Source organism: Roseinatronobacter ekhonensis (assembly GCF_900499075.1).
GTDB lineage: Bacteria > Pseudomonadota > Alphaproteobacteria > Rhodobacterales > Rhodobacteraceae > Roseinatronobacter > Roseinatronobacter ekhonensis.
Genome location: NZ_UIHC01000016.1, coordinates 43722 through 64410 on the forward strand (window position 1 = coordinate 43722; position 20689 = coordinate 64410).

A 20689-nucleotide genomic window follows, 5' to 3' on the forward strand; every position below is an offset into this window, starting at 1 on the left:
GAAACGGTCTAAAATCGGGTGTATCCTAATATCGCGCGGTTATTTGGCCACGCTACGGAGATTTTATGCAAGAGACCCGGGCATAAGCCCGTTCCCGGCCCAAGGCTAGGGGAACGCGAGACCGAGAGGCCACTCAGGCGGAGCGCCGAGTGACCCGTCTTTGTGTGTTCATAAAATCGAGACACTGCCGTGAATATTTCAAAGCACGAACAACGTGTTTTGCACGAACTCGCCCTTGGCGGGATGATCCACCATGAACGGTGCGACCGTGGCAAGATACGCGCCATCACCTGCGTTACACGCGAAGGGTTTGTCCTGTCGGACTGCACCCTCAAGCTGTTTCTTAGGCTGAAAAAACGCCGCTTCATCCGTTCTCAGAACGGTCAGCCCTACCGCGTATCGCGGCAGGGAATCGAAGCCGTGCGCGCCCAACTCAACCAACGCTGAAAAGGAAAACAGAATGGAATTCACAACGGAGACCACCCAAGCACAGGCCATTGTCGACCTGTTTCGCGCCACTTTCACCGACTCGGAAGGGGCGGATGAGGGCGCGGTGATCGGCGATTTCGTCGCGGCGCTTCTGTCCACCACCCCGGCAAGGGACATATTCGTGTTCTCTGCACTGGATGGCGACACGGTGCAGGCCAGCGCCATCTTTACCCGCTTGCGCTTCCAAGACGATGCGCGCACCGCGTTCATCCTGTCGCCCATGGCGGTCGCCACCGACCGGCAAGGCAAAGGGCTGGGGCAAAAGCTACTGCATCACGCCTTGCAACAGTTGCGCGACGCGGGCGTGGCTGTAGCGCTGACCTATGGCGATATCAATTTCTACGGCCGTGTGGGCTTTCGGCAGATAGACGAGACGGTGGCAAAGGCGCCCTTGCCCCTCAGCTTTCCCGAAGGCTGGCTGGCGCAATCGCTGACAGAGGCAGAGTTGACGCCGCTGAAGGGCGCATCCACATGCGTTGAAGCGCTGAACGATCCGGCGCTGTGGTAGAACCAGAGCATCCGGGCACCGCCCGGATGCTTATTGCCGCGCTCAGGCCGACTGCGCGCGGCTGTCTTCGCCCAGAACCGACAGAACCTTGTCCACGATCTGGGGTGCGTTCATGGCGGCCACGTTATACATCGCCGCCGGGCTGGCCTGGTCGATGAAAATATCGGGCAGCACCATAGAGCGAAATTTCAGACCGTGGTCGAACACGCCTTCATCGGCCAGTAGCTGCGCGACATGGCTGCCGAAGCCTCCGATAGCGCCTTCCTCTATTGTGATCAGCGCCTCATGGTCGCGCGCCAAACCCAAAATCATCTCGCGGTCGAGCGGTTTGGCGAAGCGGGCATCGGCCACGGTCGGGGTGACGCCCTTTGCCGAGAGTGTCTCGCAAGCCTTTTGCACCTCTCCCAGACGGGTGCCGAAGGACAGGATTGCCACGCGGCTGCCCTGACGGATCATCCGGCCCTTTCCGATTTCAATCGGCACCCCGCGTTCGGGCATCTCGACGCCCTCGCCCTCGCCGCGCGGGTAGCGAAACGCGATGGGGCCATCATCATGCGCGACGGCGGTGGCGACCATGTGGACAAGTTCCGCCTCATCCGCGGCGGCCATGACGGTAAAGCCCGGCAGGTTCGCCAGATAGGCCACATCGAAACTGCCGGCATGGGTCGCACCATCCGCGCCCACAAGCCCGGCGCGATCAATCGCAAAGCGGACGGGCAGACGTTGGATGGCCACGTCATGCACAACCTGGTCGTAACCACGCTGCAGAAAGGTCGAATAAAGAGCGCAAAACGGCTTCATGCCGCCCGCCGCCAGCCCTGCGCAAAAGGTCACGCCATGCTGTTCGGCAATCGCCACATCGAACATCCGGTCGGGATGGGCGTTCGCGAACAGGTCCAGCCCCGTGCCATCGGGCATGGCGGCGGTTACGGCGACAACATTGGGATCGCGCCCCGCTTCGTCAATCAGCGCCTGCGCGAAGACCTTGGTATAGCCGGGCGCGTTGGGCTTGGCTTTTTGCTGCTTGCCCGTGACCACGTCAAACTTGGCGCGGGCATGGCCGCGGTCAGCGGCATCTTCGGCAGGGCCATACCCTTTGCCCTTTTTGGTCAGCACATGGATCAGTACCGGTTCATCCGCGCGCGCCTGCACAGTGCGCAGAACCCAAAGCAGTTGGTCCATGTCATGCCCATCAATCGGGCCGATGTAATTAAAGCCCAATTCTTCGAACAGGGTGCCCCCGACCGTTGCGTGCTTCAGCAAGTCCTTGGCGCGCCGCGCCCCTTCCTGAATGGGCCCGGGCATGTAGGACAGAGCGCCTTTCACGGCATGTTTGAGGTCTTGCACCGGCTTGTCGGTATAAATGCGCGACAGATAGCTGGACATCGCGCCGGTGGGCGGAGCGATAGACATTTCGTTGTCGTTCAGGATTACGAACATACGTTTGCGCAGGTGGCCGGCGTTGTTCAGCGCTTCATAGGCCATGCCCGCGCTGATCGCGCCGTCCCCGATCACGGCAATCGCATCGCCAAGTGCCGGGTCTGGCGCGCCACCAAGCTCACGCGCCATGGTAAAGCCCAAGGCGGCAGAAATACTGGTCGAGCTATGCGCGGCCCCGAACGGATCATAGGGCGATTCCGAGCGTTTGGTGAAGCCCGACAGCCCGCCTTCCTGACGCAAGCTGCGCATCCGATCACGCCGACCTGTCAGTATCTTATGCGGGTAGCATTGGTGCGAAACATCCCAGATCAGCCGGTCGCGCGGCGTGTCGAACACCGCGTGCAGCGCGACGGTCAGTTCCACAACGCCAAGACCTGCCCCCAGATGACCACCGGTCTGCGACACGCTGGCGATCGTTTCGGCGCGCAGCTCATCAGCGACTTGCCGCAACTGGGCATCGGTCAACCCGCGCAGGTCTGCGGGGCTTTGGACCTTGTCCAGTAAGGGAGTGTCAGGCATCGGTCTTGGTCCTTCGCTGTCGCGCACGTGTCACGCTTTGCGGGCAATAACGAATTGCGCGGCTTGTCGCAAGATATCGGCCCTTGCGCCATACGGGGCAAGGGCATCTTGGGCTTGCGCGACCAAGTGGCGCGCGCGCGTCTTGGCACCCTCGACCCCCAGAAGCGACACGAAGGTCGCCTTGCCCGCTGCGATATCTTTTTGCAGGCGTTTGCCCGCAAGGGCCGCATCACCCTCTATGTCCAGCAGGTCATCGGCAATCTGAAAGGCCAACCCTAGCGCCTGCGCATAGGCTGCAAGCGGTGCGGGATCGGCCCCCGCCATGCGCGCGCCTGCGCAGGCCGACCACGCGATCAGCGCGCCGGTCTTGCCGCGCTGCAAGTCGGTAATTGCGGCCAGGTCCAAAGGGTCGATGGCGGTTTCAGCGGAAATGTCCAACGCCTGCCCCAGCACCATCCCAGCCCCGCCAGAGGCATGGGCGAGCGTGCCGAGCAGCGCCAGCCGTCCCGCATCATCGGGCGCGGCATCCTCACTGGCCAGCAGGCCGAAGGCCAATGTTTGCAGCGCGTCGCCGGTCAGGATGGCGGTTGCCTCGTCCCATTTGACATGAACTGTGGGTTGGCCCCGGCGCAGATCGTCGTCATCCATGGCGGGCAAGTCATCATGCACCAGCGAATAGGCGTGGATCGCTTCGATCGCTGCGGCAGCCGCCACCGCCCGATCCGGCCCGATCCCGTGCAGCCGCGCGCTTTCCAGAACCAGAAACCCGCGCAGCTTTTTGCCACCCCGTGCAGCATACGCCATGGCATCGCGCACAGTGCTTTGCGGCAGCGAAGCGATTTCGGCTTGCAACCGCGTTTCGACCCGTTCGGCAGCCGCGCTCAGGGCGGCGGGGAAGTCGGTCATGGGTTGAACGGTTCCGTGCCTTTGGGAGTGCCGTCTTCGGCCAGCCGGATCGCTTCTACGCGCATCTGGGCGGCGGCCAGACGTGCTTCGCAATGTGCTTTCAGTTTCGCGCCGCGCTCATACAGCGTGATCGAATCCTCCAAAGGCACATCGCCCCGTTCCAGCCGGGTGACAACCTGCTCCAACTCGGCAAGCGCCGCTTCGAAGGTCATATCGTCAATCGGGGTGTCGCTCATGCCGCGCGCTCCATCAAAACCTTGACATGCGCCGCGACGGAACGGCCCAGCGCCGGCAGGTCATAGCCCCCTTCCAACACAGAGACCAGCCGACCGTCACAGTGCTTTGCGGCGATGTCACACAGCGCGCCCGTGACCCATGCGAAATCCTCCTCCAGCAACTCTAGCTGGGCAAGAGGATCGTCGCGGTGGGCATCAAACCCGGCAGAGACACTGACAAGTTCGGGCGCAAAACGGTCTAGCTGCGGCAGAACCGCATCTTCATACACCCGTCGGAAGCTGGCCCCATCAGTGCCCGGCTTTAACGGCACATTCATGACATTGTCATGCGCGCCGCGTTCATCCGCCGCACCTGTGCCCGGCCAGAGTGGCATCTGGTGGCTGGAGATGAAGAGCGCGCCGCTTTCGTCCCACAACAGGTCTTGCGTGCCATTGCCGTGATGCACATCAAAATCCACCACCGCGACACGGCTCAGCCCATACATCTGCATGGCGTATTTTGCGGCAATCGCCACAGTGCCGAACAGGCAAAACCCCATCGGCTTTTCCGTCTCTGCATGGTGTCCCGGCGGGCGCATCGCAACAAAGGCATTTCCCCCTGTCGACCCCATAACACGGTCGACGCCGGCGCAAGCCCCGCCGACGGCACGCAATGCGGCCTGCATCGACATGTTCGAGACATGCGTATCGGCATCCAACTGATAAATTCCAGCGGCGGGCAACGCACGGCGAATACGGTCGATATAGGCTTGCGGATGGCACAAAAGCAGCCGTTCTTCCATCGCAAGCGGCGCGGATTGACGGTCAAGCATAGCAAAATCCGGCGCAGCAAGCGCTTCGGCTATCGCAGCAAGCCGCGCGGGCGCTTCGGGGTGGCCGGGCGGGGTCTGATGCGCCTCGCCATCGGCATGGGTAAAAAATGCGGTTGTCATGGCCAGACGGTATTCGATTGGGATGCGGGGGGGAAGGGCAATTTGTGGCGGCGACCGCTTGTCGCGGGCCGGGCCTTCGGGCAAGCTGCCCGAAAGCCCGAATTGGACATGACATGACCCCTTCCGACATTCTGACGCCACCCGATACGTCCCATGCCAGCTTTACCGATCCTGATGCGGCGGTGGCCCGGCTGGAGGAGCTGTATCACGATGCGCGACACTTCTTGATCACGTCGTTCAATGCGCTGGCAAAAGGCGGCGCGCCGCAGGGGCGCTACCGCGCATTCTATCCCGAAATCCGGTTTGTCAGCACACGGTTCGACAAGGTGGATTCGCGCCTGAGCTTTGGCCATGTGGCCGAACCCGGCGAATATGCCACCACCGTCACCCGCCCCGACCTGTTTCGCCACTACCTGCGCCAGCAGATCGCACTGCTGATGGAAAACCACGGAATGCCGGTCCAGATCGGCCCGTCCGCAACCCCGATCCCGCTGCATTTTGCCATGGCTGGCCGCGGCGATGTGACCCTGCCGGATGGCGGCGAGATGGCCCTGTCCTTGCGCGATGTATTCGATGTGCCGGATCTGGACACGACCAATGACGACATCGTCAATGGCGACCGGGTGCGCAACCCGGACGGGTCGCTGCCCTTGGCGCTATTCTCGGCGCAACGCGTGGATTATTCGCTTGCGCGGCTGGCGCATTACACCGCAACCACGCCAGAGCATTTCCAGAACCATATCCTGTTCACCAACTACCAGTTCTATGTCGACGAGTTCGAGGCCTTCGCCCGAGACATGCTACGCGACGAGAGCAGTGGCTACACCGCCTTTGTGGCGCCCGGTGACGCTGTTATAACAGAGGCGCACGCCCACATACCGACGCTGCCGCGCCTGCCGCAAATGCCCACCTACCACCTGAAACGCGCCAAGGGGGCGGGGATTACGCTGGTGAATATCGGGGTTGGCCCGTCGAACGCGAAAACCGCGACCGACCATATTGCGGTGCTGCGCCCACATGCGTGGCTGATGGTCGGCCATTGCGCGGGGCTGCGCAACTCTCAGGCGCTTGGCGACTTCGTTCTGGCCCATGCGTACCTGCGCGAGGACAACGTACTGGATGCCGATTTGCCGGTCTGGGTGCCCATTCCGGCGCTTGCGGAAATCCAGATCGCGCTGCAAGACGCCGTGGCGCAGGTCACGAAACTGGACGGCTACGGGCTGAAGCAGATCATGCGCACCGGCACGGTCGCGACCATCGACAACCGCAACTGGGAATTGCGCGACCAGTCGGGACCGGTGCAGCGTCTGTCGCAATCGCGCGCAATCGCGCTGGACATGGAAAGCGCCACGATTGCCGCCAACGGGTTCCGGTTCCGTGTGCCCTATGGCACGCTTCTATGCGTGTCCGACAAGCCGCTTCATGGAGAGTTGAAGCTGCCCGGAATGGCATCGAGCTTTTACAAAACGCAGGTCGCGCGGCATTTGCAGATCGGCATCCGCGCTATGGAATTGTTGCGCGACATGCCGCTCGACCGCATTCACAGCCGGAAGTTGCGCAGCTTCAGCGAGACTGCGTTTCTGTGACGCGGGCTTGGGTTTTTGCCTGTCGGACCATCAAAACAGGGCTGATTTGGCCATTTTCCTGACCAAAACCCGAAATTACGCGCTTCAAGGAATTGTCACCACCCCGAAAACAAGGCTAGATGCACCTCGCAAATCAGTTCACGGCTGCGCGAGTACTGCAGCGAAACGCTAACATGGAGAGAAGAATGACCGTCAAACCGATGACCAAGACCCAGCTTGTCGCCGCCCTGGCAGAAGAGATGCACGCCGACAAGAAAACCGCGAATGCCGCGCTGGATGCCATTTCTGCGCTGGTCATGCGCGAGGTCGCGGCCGGTGGCGCGGTCACGCTGCCCGGTATCGGCAAAGTCATGTGCCGCGCACGCCCCGAGCGTCAGGTCCGCAATCCCGCCACCGGCGAGACGATGACGAAAGAAGCCGACCGCGCCGTGAAGGTGACCATCGCCAAGGCCCTGAAAGACGCCGTCAACAGCTAAGCGCTGATTGACACGACAAAGGGCGGGTCAGCGCAAGCGGCCCGCCTTTTGCATGCGCGCGCCCTCTGGCCAAGGGGCAGGTCGCGGTCTAATCTCTGCCCAAACGGGAGGAGCGACAATGACCAAAGCGCAGATCATAGGCTGGAGCCATACACCCTTCGGCAAGTCCGAGGCAGAGACAACCGAAGCCCTCATGGCCGAAGCTCTGCCCCCCGCGTTGGAACATGCGGGCATCGGCGCAGAAGATGTCGACGGCATTTTTGTGGGCGTCTACAACAACGGCTTTTCCCGCCAAGATTTCCAAGGCGCACTCGTCGCCATGGCGGACACGCGTTTCGCCCATACACCCGCCACGCGCTATGAAAACGCCTGTGCAACCGGATCGGCAGCCCTGCATGGCGCGATGGATTTCATCGAATCCGGGCGTGGGCGCATTGCGCTGGTCGTGGGTGCCGAAAAGATGACCGCCACCCCGATTGCAGAGGTCGGTGATATCCTTTTGGGGGCCAGCTACCGTGCCGAGGAAGCCGAGGTTGATGGTGGCTTCGCCGGCCTGTTCGGTCAGATCGCCGCCGGCTATTTCCAGCGTTATGGCGACAAATCCGAAGAACTGGCGATGATCGCCGCCAAGAACCACGCAAACGGCATGGCGAACCCTATGGCGCATATGCGCAAACCGTTTGACGTGGCGTTTTGCAACACGGTGTCCGACAAGAACCCGCGCGTGGCTGGTCCTTTGCGGCGCACCGATTGCTCGCTGGTCAGCGACGGCGCGGCGGTGCTGGTGTTGGCGGATGACGAAACAGCAGCAAGCATGGCCCGCGCGATAGCCTTTCGCGCGCGCGCGCAGGCCAATGACATCATGGCGCTGTCGCGCCGCGATGTGCTGGAATTCAAGGGCGCGCGCATGGCATGGGGGCAGGCCTTGGCCGATGCGGGTGTCACGCTGGACGACCTGTCCTTGGTCGAGTCGCATGACTGTTTTACCATTGCCGAGATGCTGGAATATGAGGCGATGGGGCTGGCGGGACCGGGCCAAGGCGGCCGCGTGATCCGCGACGGCATTACCGCCAAGGATGGGCGCTTGCCGGTGAACCCATCTGGCGGGCTGAAATCCAAGGGCCACCCCATCGGGGCCACGGGTGTGTCGATGCATGTCATGGCCGCGCAACAGTTGACGCAGGATGCAGGCGACATGCAGATCCCAGGTGCGACCATGGCAGGCGTGTTCAACATGGGCGGGGCGGCGGTCACCAACTACGTGTCGATCATGGAGCGGGTGAAGTGAGCATGGACCTGTCGCAAGGCATGACGCCGGTTTCGACCCGCGTGATGAACCTGTCGCATCTGCTGTCTGAGAGCGCGCGCCGCGCGCCCGACGACATTGGGCTGGTCTGGGGTGACCAGTCCTGGACATGGGCCGAACTGGACGCCCGCGCCACCGCCTTTGCCCACGTTCTGGTGCAGGAATATGGCGTGGCCAAGGGCGACCGCGTGCTGGTGCAATCCGCGAATTGCAACCAGATGTTCGAAGCGGTCTTTGGCTGCTGGCGCGCGGGCGCCGTTTGGGTGCCTGCCAATTACCGCCAATCACCAGAGGATGTGGCTTTCCTTGCGCAATCGTCGGGCGCGAAGCTGCTGTTGTGCGGGGCGGAATTCGCGGATCACGCGAGCGCCTGCAACCTGCCAACCATCGCCATCGGGCAGGCCGCGTTCGGGCCGGACTATGACGCGCTGATCACGCCGCATATGGGCCAGCCGCAGCCGGTGGCAGAAGTTTGCCGAGACGATCCGTGCTGGTTTTTCTTCACCTCCGGCACCACAGGGCGGCCCAAGGCGGCGGTGCTGACGCATGGGCAGATGGCCTTCGTCATCACCAACCACCTGTGTGACCTGATGCCCGCGACCGGGCCGGAGGATGCGTCGCTGGTCGTGGCACCACTGTCGCATGGCGCAGGCGTGCATCAACTGAGCCAAGTGGCGCACGGGGTGAAAACCATCCTGCCCGTAGGCGCGAAATTCGACCCGGACGAGTTGTGGGCGCTGGTCGCCAAATGGCGCGTGACCAACATGTTCACCGTGCCGACAATCGTGAAGCTGCTGGTCGAACACCCGGCGGTGGATGCGCATGACCATGCATCCTTGCGCTATGTCATCTATGCAGGCGCGCCGATGTATCGCGCCGACCAGATCCGCGCGCTGGAAAAGCTGGGTCCGGTACTGGTTCAGTATTTCGGCCTTGGCGAGGTGACGGGTAACATTACCGTCCTGCCGCCCGCGCATCACCACATTGATGACGACACCATGCGCATTGGAACATGCGGCTTTGCCCGCACTGGCATGCATGTGCAGATACAGGATGCAGAAGGGCGCGAGGTCGCGGCAGGTGAGACAGGCGAGATTGCCGTCATCGGCCCCGCTGTGTTTGCAGGCTATTTCAACAACCCCAAGGCCAATGCCAAATCCTTCCGGGGTGGCTGGTTCCTGACCGGTGATCTGGGGCATATGGACGAAGCTGGATTCGTCTATCTGACCGGGCGCGCATCGGACATGTATATCTCTGGCGGGTCGAACATCTACCCGCGCGAGATTGAAGAAAAGCTGCTGATGCACCCTGCGATTTCCGAAGTCGCGGTGCTGGGTGTGCCGGACCCGGTCTGGGGCGAAGTGGGGATGGCGGTCTGTGTGTGCACCGGCGCCCCGCCCGCCGACCTGCTGGACTGGTTGTCGGGCAAGATTGCCCGCTACAAGCTGCCGCGCCATGTGGTGTTCTGGGACGCATTGCCCAAATCCGCCTATGGCAAGATCACGAAAAAGATGATCCGCGACGAACTGGACGCGCGCGGACAATTGCCATGATGCGCCACGTTGTGCACCCCGGCCCGGCGGTGGAACCGCGCGCAACTGCACTGCCGGTGCAGGCGCATCCGGTAGAGGTGGTGCTGCGCGCTGGTCTGCCCATTGGGCAGGCGGTGGCGCAGGCGCTGGACGGGTTCGATGGCGGGTTTCTGGACCTGCGCGACGTAGGTATGGACCCGCTGGCCTACGTAATCCCCGGCCCCGCGCAGAACGGTCACGCGGCGTGGTATAGCGAAACGCACATGATGGGTGCGGGCGCAACTATCTTGCGGGGCTGCGTGCATATGGGCTGGCGCGAGGGCGCGCGGTTCACGCATACGCATGGCATTTGGACCGACGCGAGCGGCAGGCGGCATATGGGGCATATCCTGCCGGATCAGGCGGAGGTCGCGCGCGATTGCACGGTGCGTGGATGGGGGCTGTCGGGCGGGTGTCTGGAGGCACGTCCCGACCCCGAAACGGCGTTTACGCTCTTCCGGCCAGAGCCACACCCGCGGCGCACAGGCGGCACCCCAGCGCATCTGGTTACGCTGCGGCCCAATCAGGATATCGGCGCAGCGCTGGTCGGCCTGGGGCTGACTGGCCGCGTAATGGGCTTGGGAAGCCTGATCGGAACACGGATGCAGGATGGCACGGCGTTGGAGAGCTATGCGACTGAGATATTTCTGACCGACGGGCATATCAGCCCAATGGGCGCACAGCTGGATGCCGCCAGCATAGGGTTGGATGGGCGCATGATAGAGGGACGGTTGGCAGAGGGTGTGAATGCGGTTCTGGTCACAGCGGAGCTGTTGGTGCTGACCAAATAGCGGGCTGCGCCCAAGTCTATCGTTTAGGGGGCTTTGCCCCCGTCCGACCCCTGTGCGGGGTCGGACTCCCCCAGGATATTTTTGCAAGGATGAAGGGGCTAGGCTTTGCCCTGCTTGACCACGCCTGCGTCGAAGAGCGACGCGATTTCATTGTCGGGCAGGCCGATCACATCGCCGAGGATTGCTTCGGTATGTTCGCCCAGAACCGGCGCACGCGCGGGCGCTTCGCGCGGGTCGTGGCTGAACGCCATGGGCGTGCCGGGCACGCGGTAGCGCCCGATACCGGGCTGGTCGAGTTCGCTGAACATGGGGTTGTTGAGGGACATGTCATCGTCTTCGGCCACGGCCTCTTTGAAGTTGCGGAATTGCGACCATGTCACGCCCGCATCCTCGAAGGCCTGGGCGAAATCGGCGACCTTTCGGGCCGCGAACCACGGCCGCAGAATCTCGGTGATGGCGTGGCGGTGTTCCCAGCGCGCACCCTCGTCTGCCAGCGAGGTGCCAAGCTGCGCTTCGAGCGCGGCAATTGCCTCTGTCGTGCCGGTGACTTTTTGCAGCCCGCGCCATTGCCGGTCGGTCAGGCCAATGACCATGACGCGCTTGCCATCGGCGCAGAGGAAATCCTGCCCATAAGCGCCGTAAAGCGCGTTGCCGGATTTGGGGCGCGAGATACCGTTGACCTCGACCTCGCCGATCACGCCCAGATGCCCAAGCATGGCGGCGGCGACATCTTTCAGCGCCAGATCAACCGCCGACCCGTGGCCGTGGCGCAGGCGCTTTCGCTCTGCCGCCAGCAGCGCAGAGACGACCATGTTGCCCGCGATGCAGTCCCATGCGGGCAGCGCGTGGGCGACCGGGTCGGTGGAGCCTTCGGGCCCCGTCGCCATGGGAAAGCCCAAGCTGGGGTTGACGGTGTAGTCCACCGCCGGGCGGCCATGACGGTCGCCGGACAGCGTGACCATGCACAGGTCGGGGCGGCGAGCCGACAGCGTTTCATGATCCATCCAGCCGCGCACGCGCAGGTTGGTGATGAACAGCCCTGCATCCTCGCCCGGCGCGCAGATCAGTTCCGAAATGATCTCGCGCCCGCGGGGATGTTTCATGTCGATGGCGATGGAGCGTTTGCCCTTGTTCATGCCCGCCCAGAACATGCTTTGGCCAGAGGCGGCCACGGGCCAGCGCCCGGCATCAAGCCCGCCTTCGATCCGGTCGAAGCGGATGACATCCGCCCCCATCTGCGCCAGCGTCATGCCCGCCAGCGGCACGGCCACGAAAGCCGAGCCTTCGACCACGCGCATACCTTTCAGGATGCCGCTCATGCGGACCACTCCATCCGGGCCTGCATGCATTGATGGTTCGACGTGGCGGCCACGCTGAACAGGTCGACCGCCGGGGCGGCGGCGTCCATCTGGCCGACAAGGGCGGTGTCCTCTGTATGGAACATCGGGTGCACTCCTTTAAAGCGGAAGCGTTTGGGTGTCTGGCCGGTATGGCGACACGCGGCTTCCATCAGCAGGCAGGCCTGCATGGGGCCATGCACGATCAGGGCGGGATATTTCTCGACCTCGCGCGCGTAGGGCATGTCGTAATGAATGCGGTGCGCGTTGAAGGTCACCGCGGAAAAACGGAACAGGCGTGCTTCGTTCATCGGCACGACCTCGCGGAAATCGGGGGTGTCGGGCGCGGGAATGGCACGCGGCGGGCGGAATTCCTCGGGCATGTCCAGGTAGACGATGTCCTGTTCCTCTCGGATGGACCCGTTCTTGCCGTGCAGATCATGGCCCACGCGGACGAAATACATGGACCCGGTGCTGCCCTGTTTTTCGGTCACGGCCAAGATTTCGGAGCGGCGGTGCAGGGTTTCCCCCACCTCTAGCGCACCCGTCCATTCCAGCTTGCCCCCCGCCCACATGCGGCGCGGATAGGGCAAGGGCGGCAGGAACCGCCCCAGCGCCGGGTGCCCGTCGCTGCCCAGTTCCGACAGCGGCACGAATTCGGGAAACGCGATCCAGTGCCACAAGGGCGGCAGGGGCGCGCCAATGCGCAGATCATGCGCGGGTGCCGCTGCGTGCGACAAGGTCGCGCCCATCATGCCCGCCAGGTTCGGCGTCAGTGCGCCATCGTGTTCTTCCACGCGGCCGACCCATGCTTGGGGGTCGGCCACGGTCTTTTCGTCATACCCTTCGGGGTGCATCATGCAGCAGCCTTTTTGCCAAGTATCTCTGCCACCGTCACCCCCATGGAGGACGGGTTCGGCGCGACCTTGATGCCTGCTTCCTGCAAGATGACAACCTTTTCCTGCGCGCTTTCGCCAAAGGCAGAGATGATAGCGCCAGCATGGCCCATCTTCCGGCCCTTGGGCGCGGACAGCCCTGCGATATAGGCCGCGACCGGCTTGGTCATGTGATCGCGGATATACTCGGCGGCTTCGGCTTCCTGTGGGCCACCGATTTCGCCGATCATCATCACGGCATCGGTGTCGGGATCATTCTCGAACAGTTCCAGAATGTCACGGAAGCTGGACCCGTTGATCGGGTCGCCACCAATGCCGACAGAGGTGGACACGCCAATGCCAAGTTCCTTCATCTGGCTGGCGGCCTCGTAGCCCAGCGTGCCGGAACGGCCCACAATGCCCACGCGGCCCGGCATGTAGATATGCGGCGGCATGATGCCCATGAAGCCTACGCCGGGGCTGATAACGCCCGCGCAATTCGGCCCGATCAGGCGCATCTTGCGGGTCTGCTTGTAGCGGCGCAGGAAGCGTTTGACCTTCATCATGTCTTGCGCCGGGATACCATCGGCCACGCTGACGGCCACGCGGATGCCCGCATCGGCGGCTTCCATCATCGCATCAGCGGCAACGGGCGGGGGCACAAACATCAAGGAGGCATCGGCGCCGGTTGCTTCCACCGCTTCGCGCACGGTGTTGAACACGGGCTTGCCCAGCACGGTGGTGCCGCCGCGACCCGGCGTCACGCCGCCCACGACATTGGTGCCGGTTTCGATCATTTCCTGCGCGTGGAACTGGCCGATCCGGCCAGAAATGCCCTGCACGATGATCTTGGTCTCGGGGGTGATTAGGATAGCCATTGTGATGGTCCTTTCTTATGCAGCGGCAGCATTGGGGCGCGCCTTGACGGCAGCCTCTGCGGCTTCGGCAAGGGTGCCTGCGGTGATGATCGGCACATCGGCGGTTTCGAGGATGCGGCGACCTTCTTCCACATTCGTGCCCGCCAAACGGACGACCACGGGAATGGTCATGCCCACTTCTTTATAGGCTTGTACCACCCCTGCCGCGATCCAGTCGCAACGGTTGATGCCCGCGAAAATGTTGACAAGGATCACGCTCACATTCGGGTCGGTCAGAACCGTGCGGAACGCGGTCACAACGCGCTCTGCGCTGGCACCACCGCCGATGTCGAGGAAGTTGGCGGGTTCAGCGCCTGCCAGCTTGATCATGTCCATCGTGGCCATGGCCAGGCCGGCCCCGTTGATAATGCAGCCGATATCGCCGTCCAACCCGATATAGGACAGGTCGGACTGTGCCGCCATCGCCTCGCGCGGGTCTTCCTGAGACAGGTCACGCAATGCTGCCACTTCGGGGCGGCGGAACATGGCGTTGGTGTCAAAGCTCATCTTGGCATCCAGCGCCACCAGATCGCCCGAGCCGGTGATGGCAAGCGGGTTGATCTCTACCATAGTTGCGTCCAGATCGCGGTAAGCGCGGTAGCAAGCGCGCAGGGTGTTGACCATCTGCCCGATCTGCGGACCCGACATGCCCAGACGGAATGCCAGCTCACGGGCCTCGAAATCACACAGCCCGCTTGCCGGATCGACAATCATGCGCACAAGGCTATCGGGGTCGTTTTCGGCCAGATCCTCAATCTCCATCCCGCCCGCGCCAGAGGCCACGATCATGATGCGTTCCGATTTGCGGTCCAGCACGAACCCAAGATAGATTTCCTGCGCAATGTCAGTCGCCGCCTCTACCCAAAGGCGGTAGACGCCTTTGCCTGCTGGCCCGCTTTGCTTGGTCACAAGCTGGCGGCCAAGGATATCAGCAGCGAACTGACGGACTTCTTCGTCGGTGCGGCAGAACTTGACACCGCCCGCTTCACCGCGCCCACCCGAATGGATCTGCGCCTTAATAACGACCGGCAGACCGATCTCGCGCGCCTGAAAGGCGGCTTGCTCGGGCGAGTATGCCAGACCGCCTTGCGGCACCGGCACGCCGAATTTGGCCAGAATGTCCTTGGCTTGATGTTCGTGAATATCCATGGTCTCTCCTCCCTATGGAATGGGGTCTCAGCCCTTGGCCGCGATGGCTTCGGCCACGTCGATCAGGTTGCGCGCCATCTTCTCGGATGCGGCATCAATCATCTTGCCGTCCAGCGATGCAGCGCCTTTACCGGCTGCTTCGGCTTTCTTCAGCTCTTCGATGATGCGGTGCGCCTTGGTCACTTCGGATTCCGGCGGGCTGAACACTTCGTTCGCCAGCGCGATCTGGCTGGGGTGAATGGCCCATTTTCCTTCGCAGCCCAAAGCCGCCGCACGGCGCGCCCCGGCCTTATAGCCCTCTGGGTCCGAGAAGTCGCCAAACGGCCCGTCGACCGCGCGCAACCCGTAAGCGCGGCAGGCCACGACCATACGGGTGATGGATGCGTGCCATTGGTCGCCCGGATAATCGGGGTTCAGACCGCCGATATTCGTGGTGCGGGCGCGCATGGATGCCGCGTAATCAGCAACCCCGAAATGCAGACATTCCAGACGCCCGCCAAACTGCGCAATGGCTTCGACATTGGCCATGCCCAGCGCGGTCTCGATCAGCGCTTCCAGACCGACGCGGGTTTTCAGACCGCAACCTTGCTCGATCTGGTTGACCATGGCCTCGACCATATACAGGTCCGACGGCACACCCACTTTCGGCACCAGAAGCGTATGCACCCGGTCGCCAGCCTGTTCCATGATATCGACCACGTCGCGATACATGTAATGCGTGTCCAGACCGTTGATGCGCACCGACACTGTCTTGCCCTTGGCAGCCCAGTCGATGTCGTTCAACAACTGCACGGCATTCTTGCGCGCTTGCTCTTTCTCTGGCGGCGCGACCGCGTCTTCTAGGTCCAGAAACACCACGTCGGCATCGCTGTCGGCGGCCTTTACCACCATGTCAATGTTGGATGCAGGCACGGCCAGTTCGGACCGGTGCAAACGCTGCCGCCGCAGCGGGTATAAAGTATGTGACATGCTATGTCCCTTTCTAGGATATGTTTATTCAGCCGCGATCGGGGTGCTTTCCACCACGCGGGGGCGGTCGCGGCGCTTGCCGTCCGACCAATAGCGTTGCGCGGCAGCAATGCCTGCGCCCAACTCGATATCGACACCCGCGCGCCACAAGGCCATTTCGGCCATGGACACCGCACCGGTAAGCGAGCCCTCATTCACCCAGCCCAAATGGCCGACGCGGAACACCCGCCCCGCCAAGCGGCCCAAGCCACCGCCGAAGGATGCGCCAAGCTCATCATGCGCGATGGCGATCACTTCGCGCGCATCTATGTGGATCGGTGTGCGAATGGCGGTCACGGTGTTGGAATATAACGTCGGGTGCTCGGCGACCATCTCCAGCCCCCAAGCCTGCACAGCGGCGCGCACGCCGGTTGCCATGCGGGCATGGCGGGCAATGACGTTGTCCATCCCTTCGGTCTGCAACAGGTTTATGGCCGCGCGCATCCCGTGCAACAGCGGAATCGGCGGCGTGTATGGGAAAAACCCCTCGGTTTGCAGGTTCACCATATCGGCAAATTCGAAATAGGCGCGGCGCATGGTGGCGGTTTTCGCAGCCGCCATCGCTTTGTCGCTGACGCCAAGAATACCCAGACCCGCCGGACACATCAGACCTTTCTGGCTGCCGGTGACAGCCAGATCGACACCCCAGTCGGCCATCCGAAACTCGATAGAGCCGATGGACGACACGCCATCGACGAACAAGAGCGCGTCATGGAAACTCATGTCCAGCGCACGGCGCACGGCGGCCACGTCAGAAGTGACACCCGTAGCCGTTTCATTATGCGTGACAAAGACAGCCTTGATGCTGTCGTCCTTGTCTGCGCCCAAACGGCGCTCGATTTCCTTCACTGGGCAGCCTGCGCCCCAAGCGACGTCGATCAACTCGACATCCAGCCCAAGGCGTTCGGCCATCTGCGCCCAAAGCACAGAGAAATGGCCGTGACGCGCCATCAGCACGCGGTCCCCGGGGTTGAGCGTGTTTGTGATCGCGGCCTCCCATGCCGCAGAGCCGGAGCCGGGGAACAGGAACACATTGCCCCCGTCCATGCGCAGAATCTCACGCAGGCCTGCGGTGATCTCGGTGGCCAGCGCCCCGAAACCGGGGGCGCGATGATCCTCTGCCGCCACATTCATGGCGCGGCGCACCGCTTCTGGAATCGGCGTCGGGCCGGGGGTGAATAGATGTGTTTGTCCGATGGTCATGGCGGCGTCCTCCCAAACGCGATGACTGACTATGCGGCACAAATAAGCTTTCGTGAATTCTTTCCGCGTCCTGCTGTAAATGCGAAGATTTACATGATATGATTTATGTAAATCTGTGAAATTTACAGGACACAATCGTATGCTGAAAACCTTTATCGGCCCCCGCCTGCGACGCCTGCGGCAGGAACACGGGCAGACCCAAAGCCAAATGGCGCGCGCGCTCGGGATTTCGACATCCTATGTCAACCTATTGGAAAAAAACGAAAGATCGGTTTCTGTTCCGGTATTGCTCAAGATATTCGAAACCTATGGCGTGGAATGGCGCGACATCGCGGAAGATGACGACACCGCCACGCTGGCCGACCTGCGCGCAGCCCTTCATGACAATCTTTTCGACTCTGATCGCCCCGATTTGCCGCAACTGCGCGCGGCACAAATTCACAGCCCCGACCTTGTGGCGTCCTTCCTGACATTGCACCGCGCCTATCAGGCTGCGACAGATCAACTCATGTCGCTCGCCACCAGTGGAACGGATGAAGGCGACGTGCTGCCCAGTTCGCCCGAAGCGGCGGTGCATAACTTCTTCCGGCGCAATCACAACCATTTCGCCGTGCTCGAATCGGTTGCGGCAGAGTTCTGGGGCGGCAAGGTCATTCCGGCAGATGACACCTACAGCGCCCTGAAAGGGCTGCTGCGCGACCGTCTGGGGCTGCATGTGCGGCTGGTCACGACCGCAGACATGCCCGACACGCTGCGCGAATATGACGAAGCCGCTCGCGAGGTGCGGCTGTCAGAAGCGCTGGACCATCCCAACCGGGTGTTCCAGCTTGTGCATGTGGCCGGGCTGATCGAACATGCCGAACTGCTCGACAAGCTGCTGTCGCAATCGCGCATCACAGACCCGCATGGTCTGGCGCGCTGTCGGGTCGAACTGACAAACTACTTCGCCGCAGCGGTGCTCATGCCCTACGGTGCGTTTCTGTCAGAGGCGCTGGCCTCGAAATACGATTTCACCCATCTGTCCACCCGCTTTGGTGTCAGCTTCGAGCAGGCATGCCACCGCGCCACCACATTGCAGCGCGCAGGCGCACAAGGGGTGCCGTTCTTCTTCGTGCGCATGGACAAGGCGGGGAATGTAACTAAGCGCTTCAACGCGACCGATTTTCACTTGGCCGAATATGGCGGGGCCTGTCCGCGTCTGGATGTACACACGTCGTTTCGCACGCCGGGCCAGATTGTACCGCAATTTGTGGAAATGCCGGATCGCAGCCAGTTCTTCGTCTTTTCCTGCTCTGTGGACCGTCCCAGCCTGTCGCGCCATGCAACCGACGTTCGTTTGGCCGTGGCCATGGGCTGCGATGTCGAGCATGCGGCCCAGATCGGCTATGCTGAAAGCCTGCGTGCCAGCAAGACGCGGCCCGTACCCATCGGGATCAACTGCCGCACTTGCCCGCGCGTGGGCTGTGACCAGCGGGCGCATAACGCGGTGGTGTTGTCGAAGCCGGTCGATGCAAGACGGCGCGGGGCCACGCGCTATGCAAGCTGACTGGGACGAGATGCCGCCGCTTTCTCAAAAGACCGCGTGATCGCCCAGATCGGTCACGGCATCGCCGCGCAACAGCGCCGCGTAATGGTCGCGTAGCGTATCGGTGCCGAATTCGGGCGTGGCGTCTGCGTCGTATCGGCTGCCGTCCCAGACCAGCATCGATTCGGTCGCGTAATACCTACCGATGCGCGCGAAATCGGCTTTGGCACGCAAACCGGGCACCATTCGCCCGCCCAAAGACAGTCCGGCGATAATCGCATCCATCACACCGACGGGCAGGCTGCGGAACTTGGGCGCTTTGCCCGTCATCTCAAACAGCATGTCGGCCTGCGCGCGCGGCGTGATCGCCGGTCCCGGCCCGCCAATCGGCAGAACGCCGACGCGCGCGGGGTCATCCAGACACCCGACGATGTATGCGGCCAGATCGCGGTCGGATATCGGCTTGCACGCGGTCAACCGCCCGTCGCCGAACAGCAGGAACGGTTTGCCCGCCTGCACCCGCGCCACCTGTCCCGAAAGCGATTTGAAAAACGCGGTCGGGCGAATGATGGAATGGCGCAGGCCGGATTGGGTCAGTTCCTGCTCGAACGCCAGTTTCGCGCGCTGGAATTCCAGAAGCGGCTTCTGGACGCATATGGCCGAGAGCAGCACAAAGTGTCGCACGCCCGCGCTTTGCGCCGCGCGCAGCAGCGCCAGATGGGCATCATGGTCCACCGCCCAAGCATCTGCAGGCGCACCGCTGCGCGACGCCATGCACGACATAACAGTCTCTACCCCCTCAAGCGCATCGGGCAAGAGCGCGTTTGGCTTGGTCAGGTCAGCCTCCAGCCTGCCCACCCCATCGGGCAAGGCGCGGCGTGACCGTGACAGGCAGGTTACAGAATGCCCGTCGGCCAAGAGCCGGTCCAGAACCGCACGTCCGATGGTTCCGGTCGCACCCGCTAGTAGCACTTTCATGCCGCCCCCTCGCGCGCTTTCGACAAGCGCCGCGCCTGTGCCAGAAGTGCGGCCAGAACCGGCGTGTGCGGTTCACGGTACGGGGCGATCAGCCCGACCTCTTTCGCGCCCTGCCCGCCTTGCAGCGGAATCGCAGATAGTTCCGGGCGCGCGGCGAGCAGCGCCGCGGTGTCGGCATTCACGATGCTGACCCACTCGCCGGTCAGGACATGCGCCACCAGCGCAATGATAGAGTTGGATTCGATGCGCGGCGTGATCGGCACGCCTGCCTGAGTCAGTTCATGATTGATGATGCGGCGGTTTTGCATGTCATCGGTCAAAAGACACAGCGGCAACCCGGCCAGATCGGCCCATCCCAAAGCCGATTGCTGCGCGCAGGGGCGGCTTTTGGCGGTCAAAAGCAGGTAGCGTTCGGTGTAGAGCGGTTCGGTCACGACACGGCCCAGAGGTTCGTTATCCAGATAGCTGATGCCCGCATCCAGCCGCAAGTCATCGATCTGTTGCAATATCTCTATGGAACTGCGTGACAGGATCTTGATCTGCACACCGGGATGGCGTGCGATGAACGGCCCTGTCAGGTCCGCGACCATGGGCAATGCGGTCGGCACCACGCCCAGCCGCAAGTTGCCGGACAGTCCGTGACGGGCGGAACGCATTTCCTGACGTAGGCTGCGCGCGTCGCCCACGATACGGCGCGCCCAATCCAGCACGCGCGCGCCCTCTGGCGTAAGCCCCTCGAACCGGCTGCCGCGCCATACGAGTTGTACGCCCAATTCACCCTCTAGCTGTTTTATGCCTGCCGACAGCGAGGGTTGCGAAATGCCGCATTTCTCTGCTGCGCGCCCGAAGTGACGCTCGGCCGCCAGGGCCATGAACATTTCCAAACGGTCCAGCATGTGCGGCATTCTCCTGCCAACGCATATGGACAGAGCCGATT

At 62.6% G+C, this 20689-nt stretch carries 20 protein-coding genes; 8 read left to right on the top strand and 12 right to left on the bottom strand.

The genetic code is table 11. The annotated features are described in order from the left end of the window. Nucleotides 1-189 precede the first annotated feature (189 nt). A complete protein-coding gene (locus ROE7235_RS09540; protein WP_121095017.1) occupies nucleotides 190-447 on the top strand; it encodes a YjhX family toxin in 258 nt (85 codons plus the stop codon). A gap of 13 nt (nucleotides 448-460) precedes the next feature. Beyond that, the gene (locus tag ROE7235_RS09545) at nucleotides 461-997 is read left to right on the top strand and encodes a GNAT family N-acetyltransferase (protein ID WP_121095019.1); all 537 of its coding nucleotides are present in this window, start codon (nucleotides 461-463) and stop codon (nucleotides 995-997) included. Between the two features lie 42 nt (nucleotides 998-1039). On the opposite strand, the gene dxs is transcribed toward ROE7235_RS09545, so the two are convergent. Genes dxs through ROE7235_RS09565 form a run of 4 tightly spaced genes read right to left on the bottom strand, consistent with a single transcriptional unit; the run spans nucleotide 1040 to nucleotide 5030 of the window. Further along, the gene (gene dxs, locus ROE7235_RS09550; protein ID WP_121095021.1) at nucleotides 1040-2956 is read right to left on the bottom strand and encodes a 1-deoxy-D-xylulose-5-phosphate synthase; all 1917 of its coding nucleotides are present in this window, start codon (nucleotides 2954-2956) and stop codon (nucleotides 1040-1042) included. A 30-nt stretch (nucleotides 2957-2986) separates the two neighbouring features. Continuing rightward, nucleotides 2987-3862, bottom strand: a complete 876-nt coding sequence (locus tag ROE7235_RS09555) for a polyprenyl synthetase family protein (RefSeq protein ID WP_121095023.1) — start codon at nucleotides 3860-3862, stop codon at nucleotides 2987-2989. Beyond that, nucleotides 3859-4098 (bottom strand): exodeoxyribonuclease VII small subunit, encoded by a 240-nt coding sequence (locus ROE7235_RS09560; RefSeq protein WP_121095025.1) that lies wholly within the window; start codon nucleotides 4096-4098, stop codon nucleotides 3859-3861. Before ROE7235_RS09560 ends, ROE7235_RS09555 begins: the two co-directional genes overlap by 4 nt. Beyond that, nucleotides 4095-5030, bottom strand: a complete 936-nt coding sequence (locus tag ROE7235_RS09565; protein WP_121095078.1) for a histone deacetylase family protein — start codon at nucleotides 5028-5030, stop codon at nucleotides 4095-4097. Before ROE7235_RS09565 ends, ROE7235_RS09560 begins: the two co-directional genes overlap by 4 nt. Nucleotides 5031-5143: 113 nt before the next feature. Between ROE7235_RS09565 and ROE7235_RS09570 the strand changes: the two genes are divergently transcribed. The 5 genes from ROE7235_RS09570 to ROE7235_RS09590 all read left to right on the top strand — a co-directional run bounded on the left by ROE7235_RS09570 (nucleotide 5144) and on the right by ROE7235_RS09590 (nucleotide 10760). After that, on the top strand, nucleotides 5144-6616 hold the full coding sequence (locus ROE7235_RS09570) for an AMP nucleosidase (RefSeq protein ID WP_121095027.1): 1473 nt from the start codon (nucleotides 5144-5146) through the stop codon (nucleotides 6614-6616). Nucleotides 6617-6801: 185 nt separating this feature from the next. Next, nucleotides 6802-7092 carry an HU family DNA-binding protein gene (locus ROE7235_RS09575; protein WP_121095029.1) on the top strand — a complete coding sequence of 97 codons (291 nt, stop codon included), beginning with the start codon at nucleotides 6802-6804 and terminating at the stop codon, nucleotides 7090-7092. Between the two features lie 118 nt (nucleotides 7093-7210). Then, nucleotides 7211-8380 (top strand): acetyl-CoA acetyltransferase, encoded by a 1170-nt coding sequence (locus tag ROE7235_RS09580; RefSeq protein WP_121095031.1) that lies wholly within the window; start codon nucleotides 7211-7213, stop codon nucleotides 8378-8380. 2 nt (nucleotides 8381-8382) lie between these two features. Continuing rightward, entirely contained in the window at nucleotides 8383-9951 is a 1569-nt protein-coding gene (locus ROE7235_RS09585; protein ID WP_121095033.1) for an acyl-CoA synthetase, read from the top strand. Continuing rightward, on the top strand, nucleotides 9948-10760 hold the full coding sequence (locus ROE7235_RS09590; protein ID WP_121095035.1) for a PPC domain-containing DNA-binding protein: 813 nt from the start codon (nucleotides 9948-9950) through the stop codon (nucleotides 10758-10760). Before ROE7235_RS09585 ends, ROE7235_RS09590 begins: the two co-directional genes overlap by 4 nt. A 98-nt stretch (nucleotides 10761-10858) precedes the next feature. On the opposite strand, the gene ROE7235_RS09595 is transcribed toward ROE7235_RS09590, so the two are convergent. The 6 genes from ROE7235_RS09595 to ROE7235_RS09620 are packed head-to-tail and all read right to left on the bottom strand — an operon-like array spanning nucleotide 10859 to nucleotide 17249. Continuing rightward, on the bottom strand, nucleotides 10859-12079 hold the full coding sequence (locus tag ROE7235_RS09595) for a CoA transferase (RefSeq protein WP_121095037.1): 1221 nt from the start codon (nucleotides 12077-12079) through the stop codon (nucleotides 10859-10861). Further along, nucleotides 12076-12957, bottom strand: a complete 882-nt coding sequence (locus ROE7235_RS09600) for an HTD2 family dehydratase (protein WP_121095039.1) — start codon at nucleotides 12955-12957, stop codon at nucleotides 12076-12078. Before ROE7235_RS09600 ends, ROE7235_RS09595 begins: the two co-directional genes overlap by 4 nt. Continuing rightward, on the bottom strand, nucleotides 12954-13850 hold the full coding sequence (gene sucD / locus ROE7235_RS09605; protein ID WP_121095040.1) for a succinate--CoA ligase subunit alpha: 897 nt from the start codon (nucleotides 13848-13850) through the stop codon (nucleotides 12954-12956). The genes ROE7235_RS09600 and sucD overlap by 4 nt, the downstream gene beginning before the upstream one ends. A gap of 15 nt (nucleotides 13851-13865) precedes the next feature. Further along, entirely contained in the window at nucleotides 13866-15038 is a 1173-nt protein-coding gene (locus ROE7235_RS09610; RefSeq protein ID WP_121095042.1) for a malate--CoA ligase subunit beta, read from the bottom strand. 27 nt (nucleotides 15039-15065) lie between these two features. Continuing rightward, nucleotides 15066-16007 carry an HpcH/HpaI aldolase/citrate lyase family protein gene (locus tag ROE7235_RS09615; protein WP_121095044.1) on the bottom strand — a complete coding sequence of 314 codons (942 nt, stop codon included), beginning with the start codon at nucleotides 16005-16007 and terminating at the stop codon, nucleotides 15066-15068. A gap of 24 nt (nucleotides 16008-16031) precedes the next feature. Beyond that, complete coding sequence (locus ROE7235_RS09620; RefSeq protein WP_121095046.1) at nucleotides 16032-17249, bottom strand: pyridoxal-phosphate-dependent aminotransferase family protein; 1218 nt, start codon at nucleotides 17247-17249, stop codon at nucleotides 16032-16034. 139 nt (nucleotides 17250-17388) lie between these two features. Here ROE7235_RS09620 and ROE7235_RS09625 point away from each other — a divergent pair, with 139 nt between their 5' ends. After that, on the top strand, nucleotides 17389-18795 hold the full coding sequence (locus tag ROE7235_RS09625; RefSeq protein WP_121095048.1) for a helix-turn-helix domain-containing protein: 1407 nt from the start codon (nucleotides 17389-17391) through the stop codon (nucleotides 18793-18795). A gap of 24 nt (nucleotides 18796-18819) precedes the next feature. On the opposite strand, the gene ROE7235_RS09630 is transcribed toward ROE7235_RS09625, so the two are convergent. Further along, the gene (locus ROE7235_RS09630; protein ID WP_121095050.1) at nucleotides 18820-19752 is read right to left on the bottom strand and encodes an NAD(P)H-binding protein; all 933 of its coding nucleotides are present in this window, start codon (nucleotides 19750-19752) and stop codon (nucleotides 18820-18822) included. Then, the gene (locus tag ROE7235_RS09635; protein ID WP_121095080.1) at nucleotides 19749-20648 is read right to left on the bottom strand and encodes a LysR family transcriptional regulator; all 900 of its coding nucleotides are present in this window, start codon (nucleotides 20646-20648) and stop codon (nucleotides 19749-19751) included. Before ROE7235_RS09635 ends, ROE7235_RS09630 begins: the two co-directional genes overlap by 4 nt. Between the last annotated feature and the right edge of the window lie 41 nt (nucleotides 20649-20689).

Coding starts and splice junctions, on each gene's coding strand:
- ROE7235_RS09545 (WP_121095019.1), top strand. CDS start 461: ATGGAATTCACAACGGAGACCACCCAAGCACAGGCCATTGTCGACCTG.
- dxs (WP_121095021.1), bottom strand. CDS start 2,956: ATGCCTGACACTCCCTTACTGGACAAGGTCCAAAGCCCCGCAGACCTG.
- ROE7235_RS09555 (WP_121095023.1), bottom strand. CDS start 3,862: ATGACCGACTTCCCCGCCGCCCTGAGCGCGGCTGCCGAACGGGTCGAA.
- ROE7235_RS09560 (WP_121095025.1), bottom strand. CDS start 4,098: ATGAGCGACACCCCGATTGACGATATGACCTTCGAAGCGGCGCTTGCC.
- ROE7235_RS09565 (WP_121095078.1), bottom strand. CDS start 5,030: ATGACAACCGCATTTTTTACCCATGCCGATGGCGAGGCGCATCAGACC.
- ROE7235_RS09570 (WP_121095027.1), top strand. CDS start 5,144: ATGACCCCTTCCGACATTCTGACGCCACCCGATACGTCCCATGCCAGC.
- ROE7235_RS09575 (WP_121095029.1), top strand. CDS start 6,802: ATGACCGTCAAACCGATGACCAAGACCCAGCTTGTCGCCGCCCTGGCA.
- ROE7235_RS09580 (WP_121095031.1), top strand. CDS start 7,211: ATGACCAAAGCGCAGATCATAGGCTGGAGCCATACACCCTTCGGCAAG.
- ROE7235_RS09585 (WP_121095033.1), top strand. CDS start 8,383: ATGGACCTGTCGCAAGGCATGACGCCGGTTTCGACCCGCGTGATGAAC.
- ROE7235_RS09590 (WP_121095035.1), top strand. CDS start 9,948: ATGATGCGCCACGTTGTGCACCCCGGCCCGGCGGTGGAACCGCGCGCA.
- ROE7235_RS09595 (WP_121095037.1), bottom strand. CDS start 12,079: ATGAGCGGCATCCTGAAAGGTATGCGCGTGGTCGAAGGCTCGGCTTTC.
- ROE7235_RS09600 (WP_121095039.1), bottom strand. CDS start 12,957: ATGATGCACCCCGAAGGGTATGACGAAAAGACCGTGGCCGACCCCCAA.
- sucD (WP_121095040.1), bottom strand. CDS start 13,850: ATGGCTATCCTAATCACCCCCGAGACCAAGATCATCGTGCAGGGCATT.
- ROE7235_RS09610 (WP_121095042.1), bottom strand. CDS start 15,038: ATGGATATTCACGAACATCAAGCCAAGGACATTCTGGCCAAATTCGGC.
- ROE7235_RS09615 (WP_121095044.1), bottom strand. CDS start 16,007: ATGTCACATACTTTATACCCGCTGCGGCGGCAGCGTTTGCACCGGTCC.
- ROE7235_RS09620 (WP_121095046.1), bottom strand. CDS start 17,249: ATGACCATCGGACAAACACATCTATTCACCCCCGGCCCGACGCCGATT.
- ROE7235_RS09625 (WP_121095048.1), top strand. CDS start 17,389: ATGCTGAAAACCTTTATCGGCCCCCGCCTGCGACGCCTGCGGCAGGAA.
- ROE7235_RS09630 (WP_121095050.1), bottom strand. CDS start 19,752: ATGAAAGTGCTACTAGCGGGTGCGACCGGAACCATCGGACGTGCGGTT.
- ROE7235_RS09635 (WP_121095080.1), bottom strand. CDS start 20,648: ATGCTGGACCGTTTGGAAATGTTCATGGCCCTGGCGGCCGAGCGTCAC.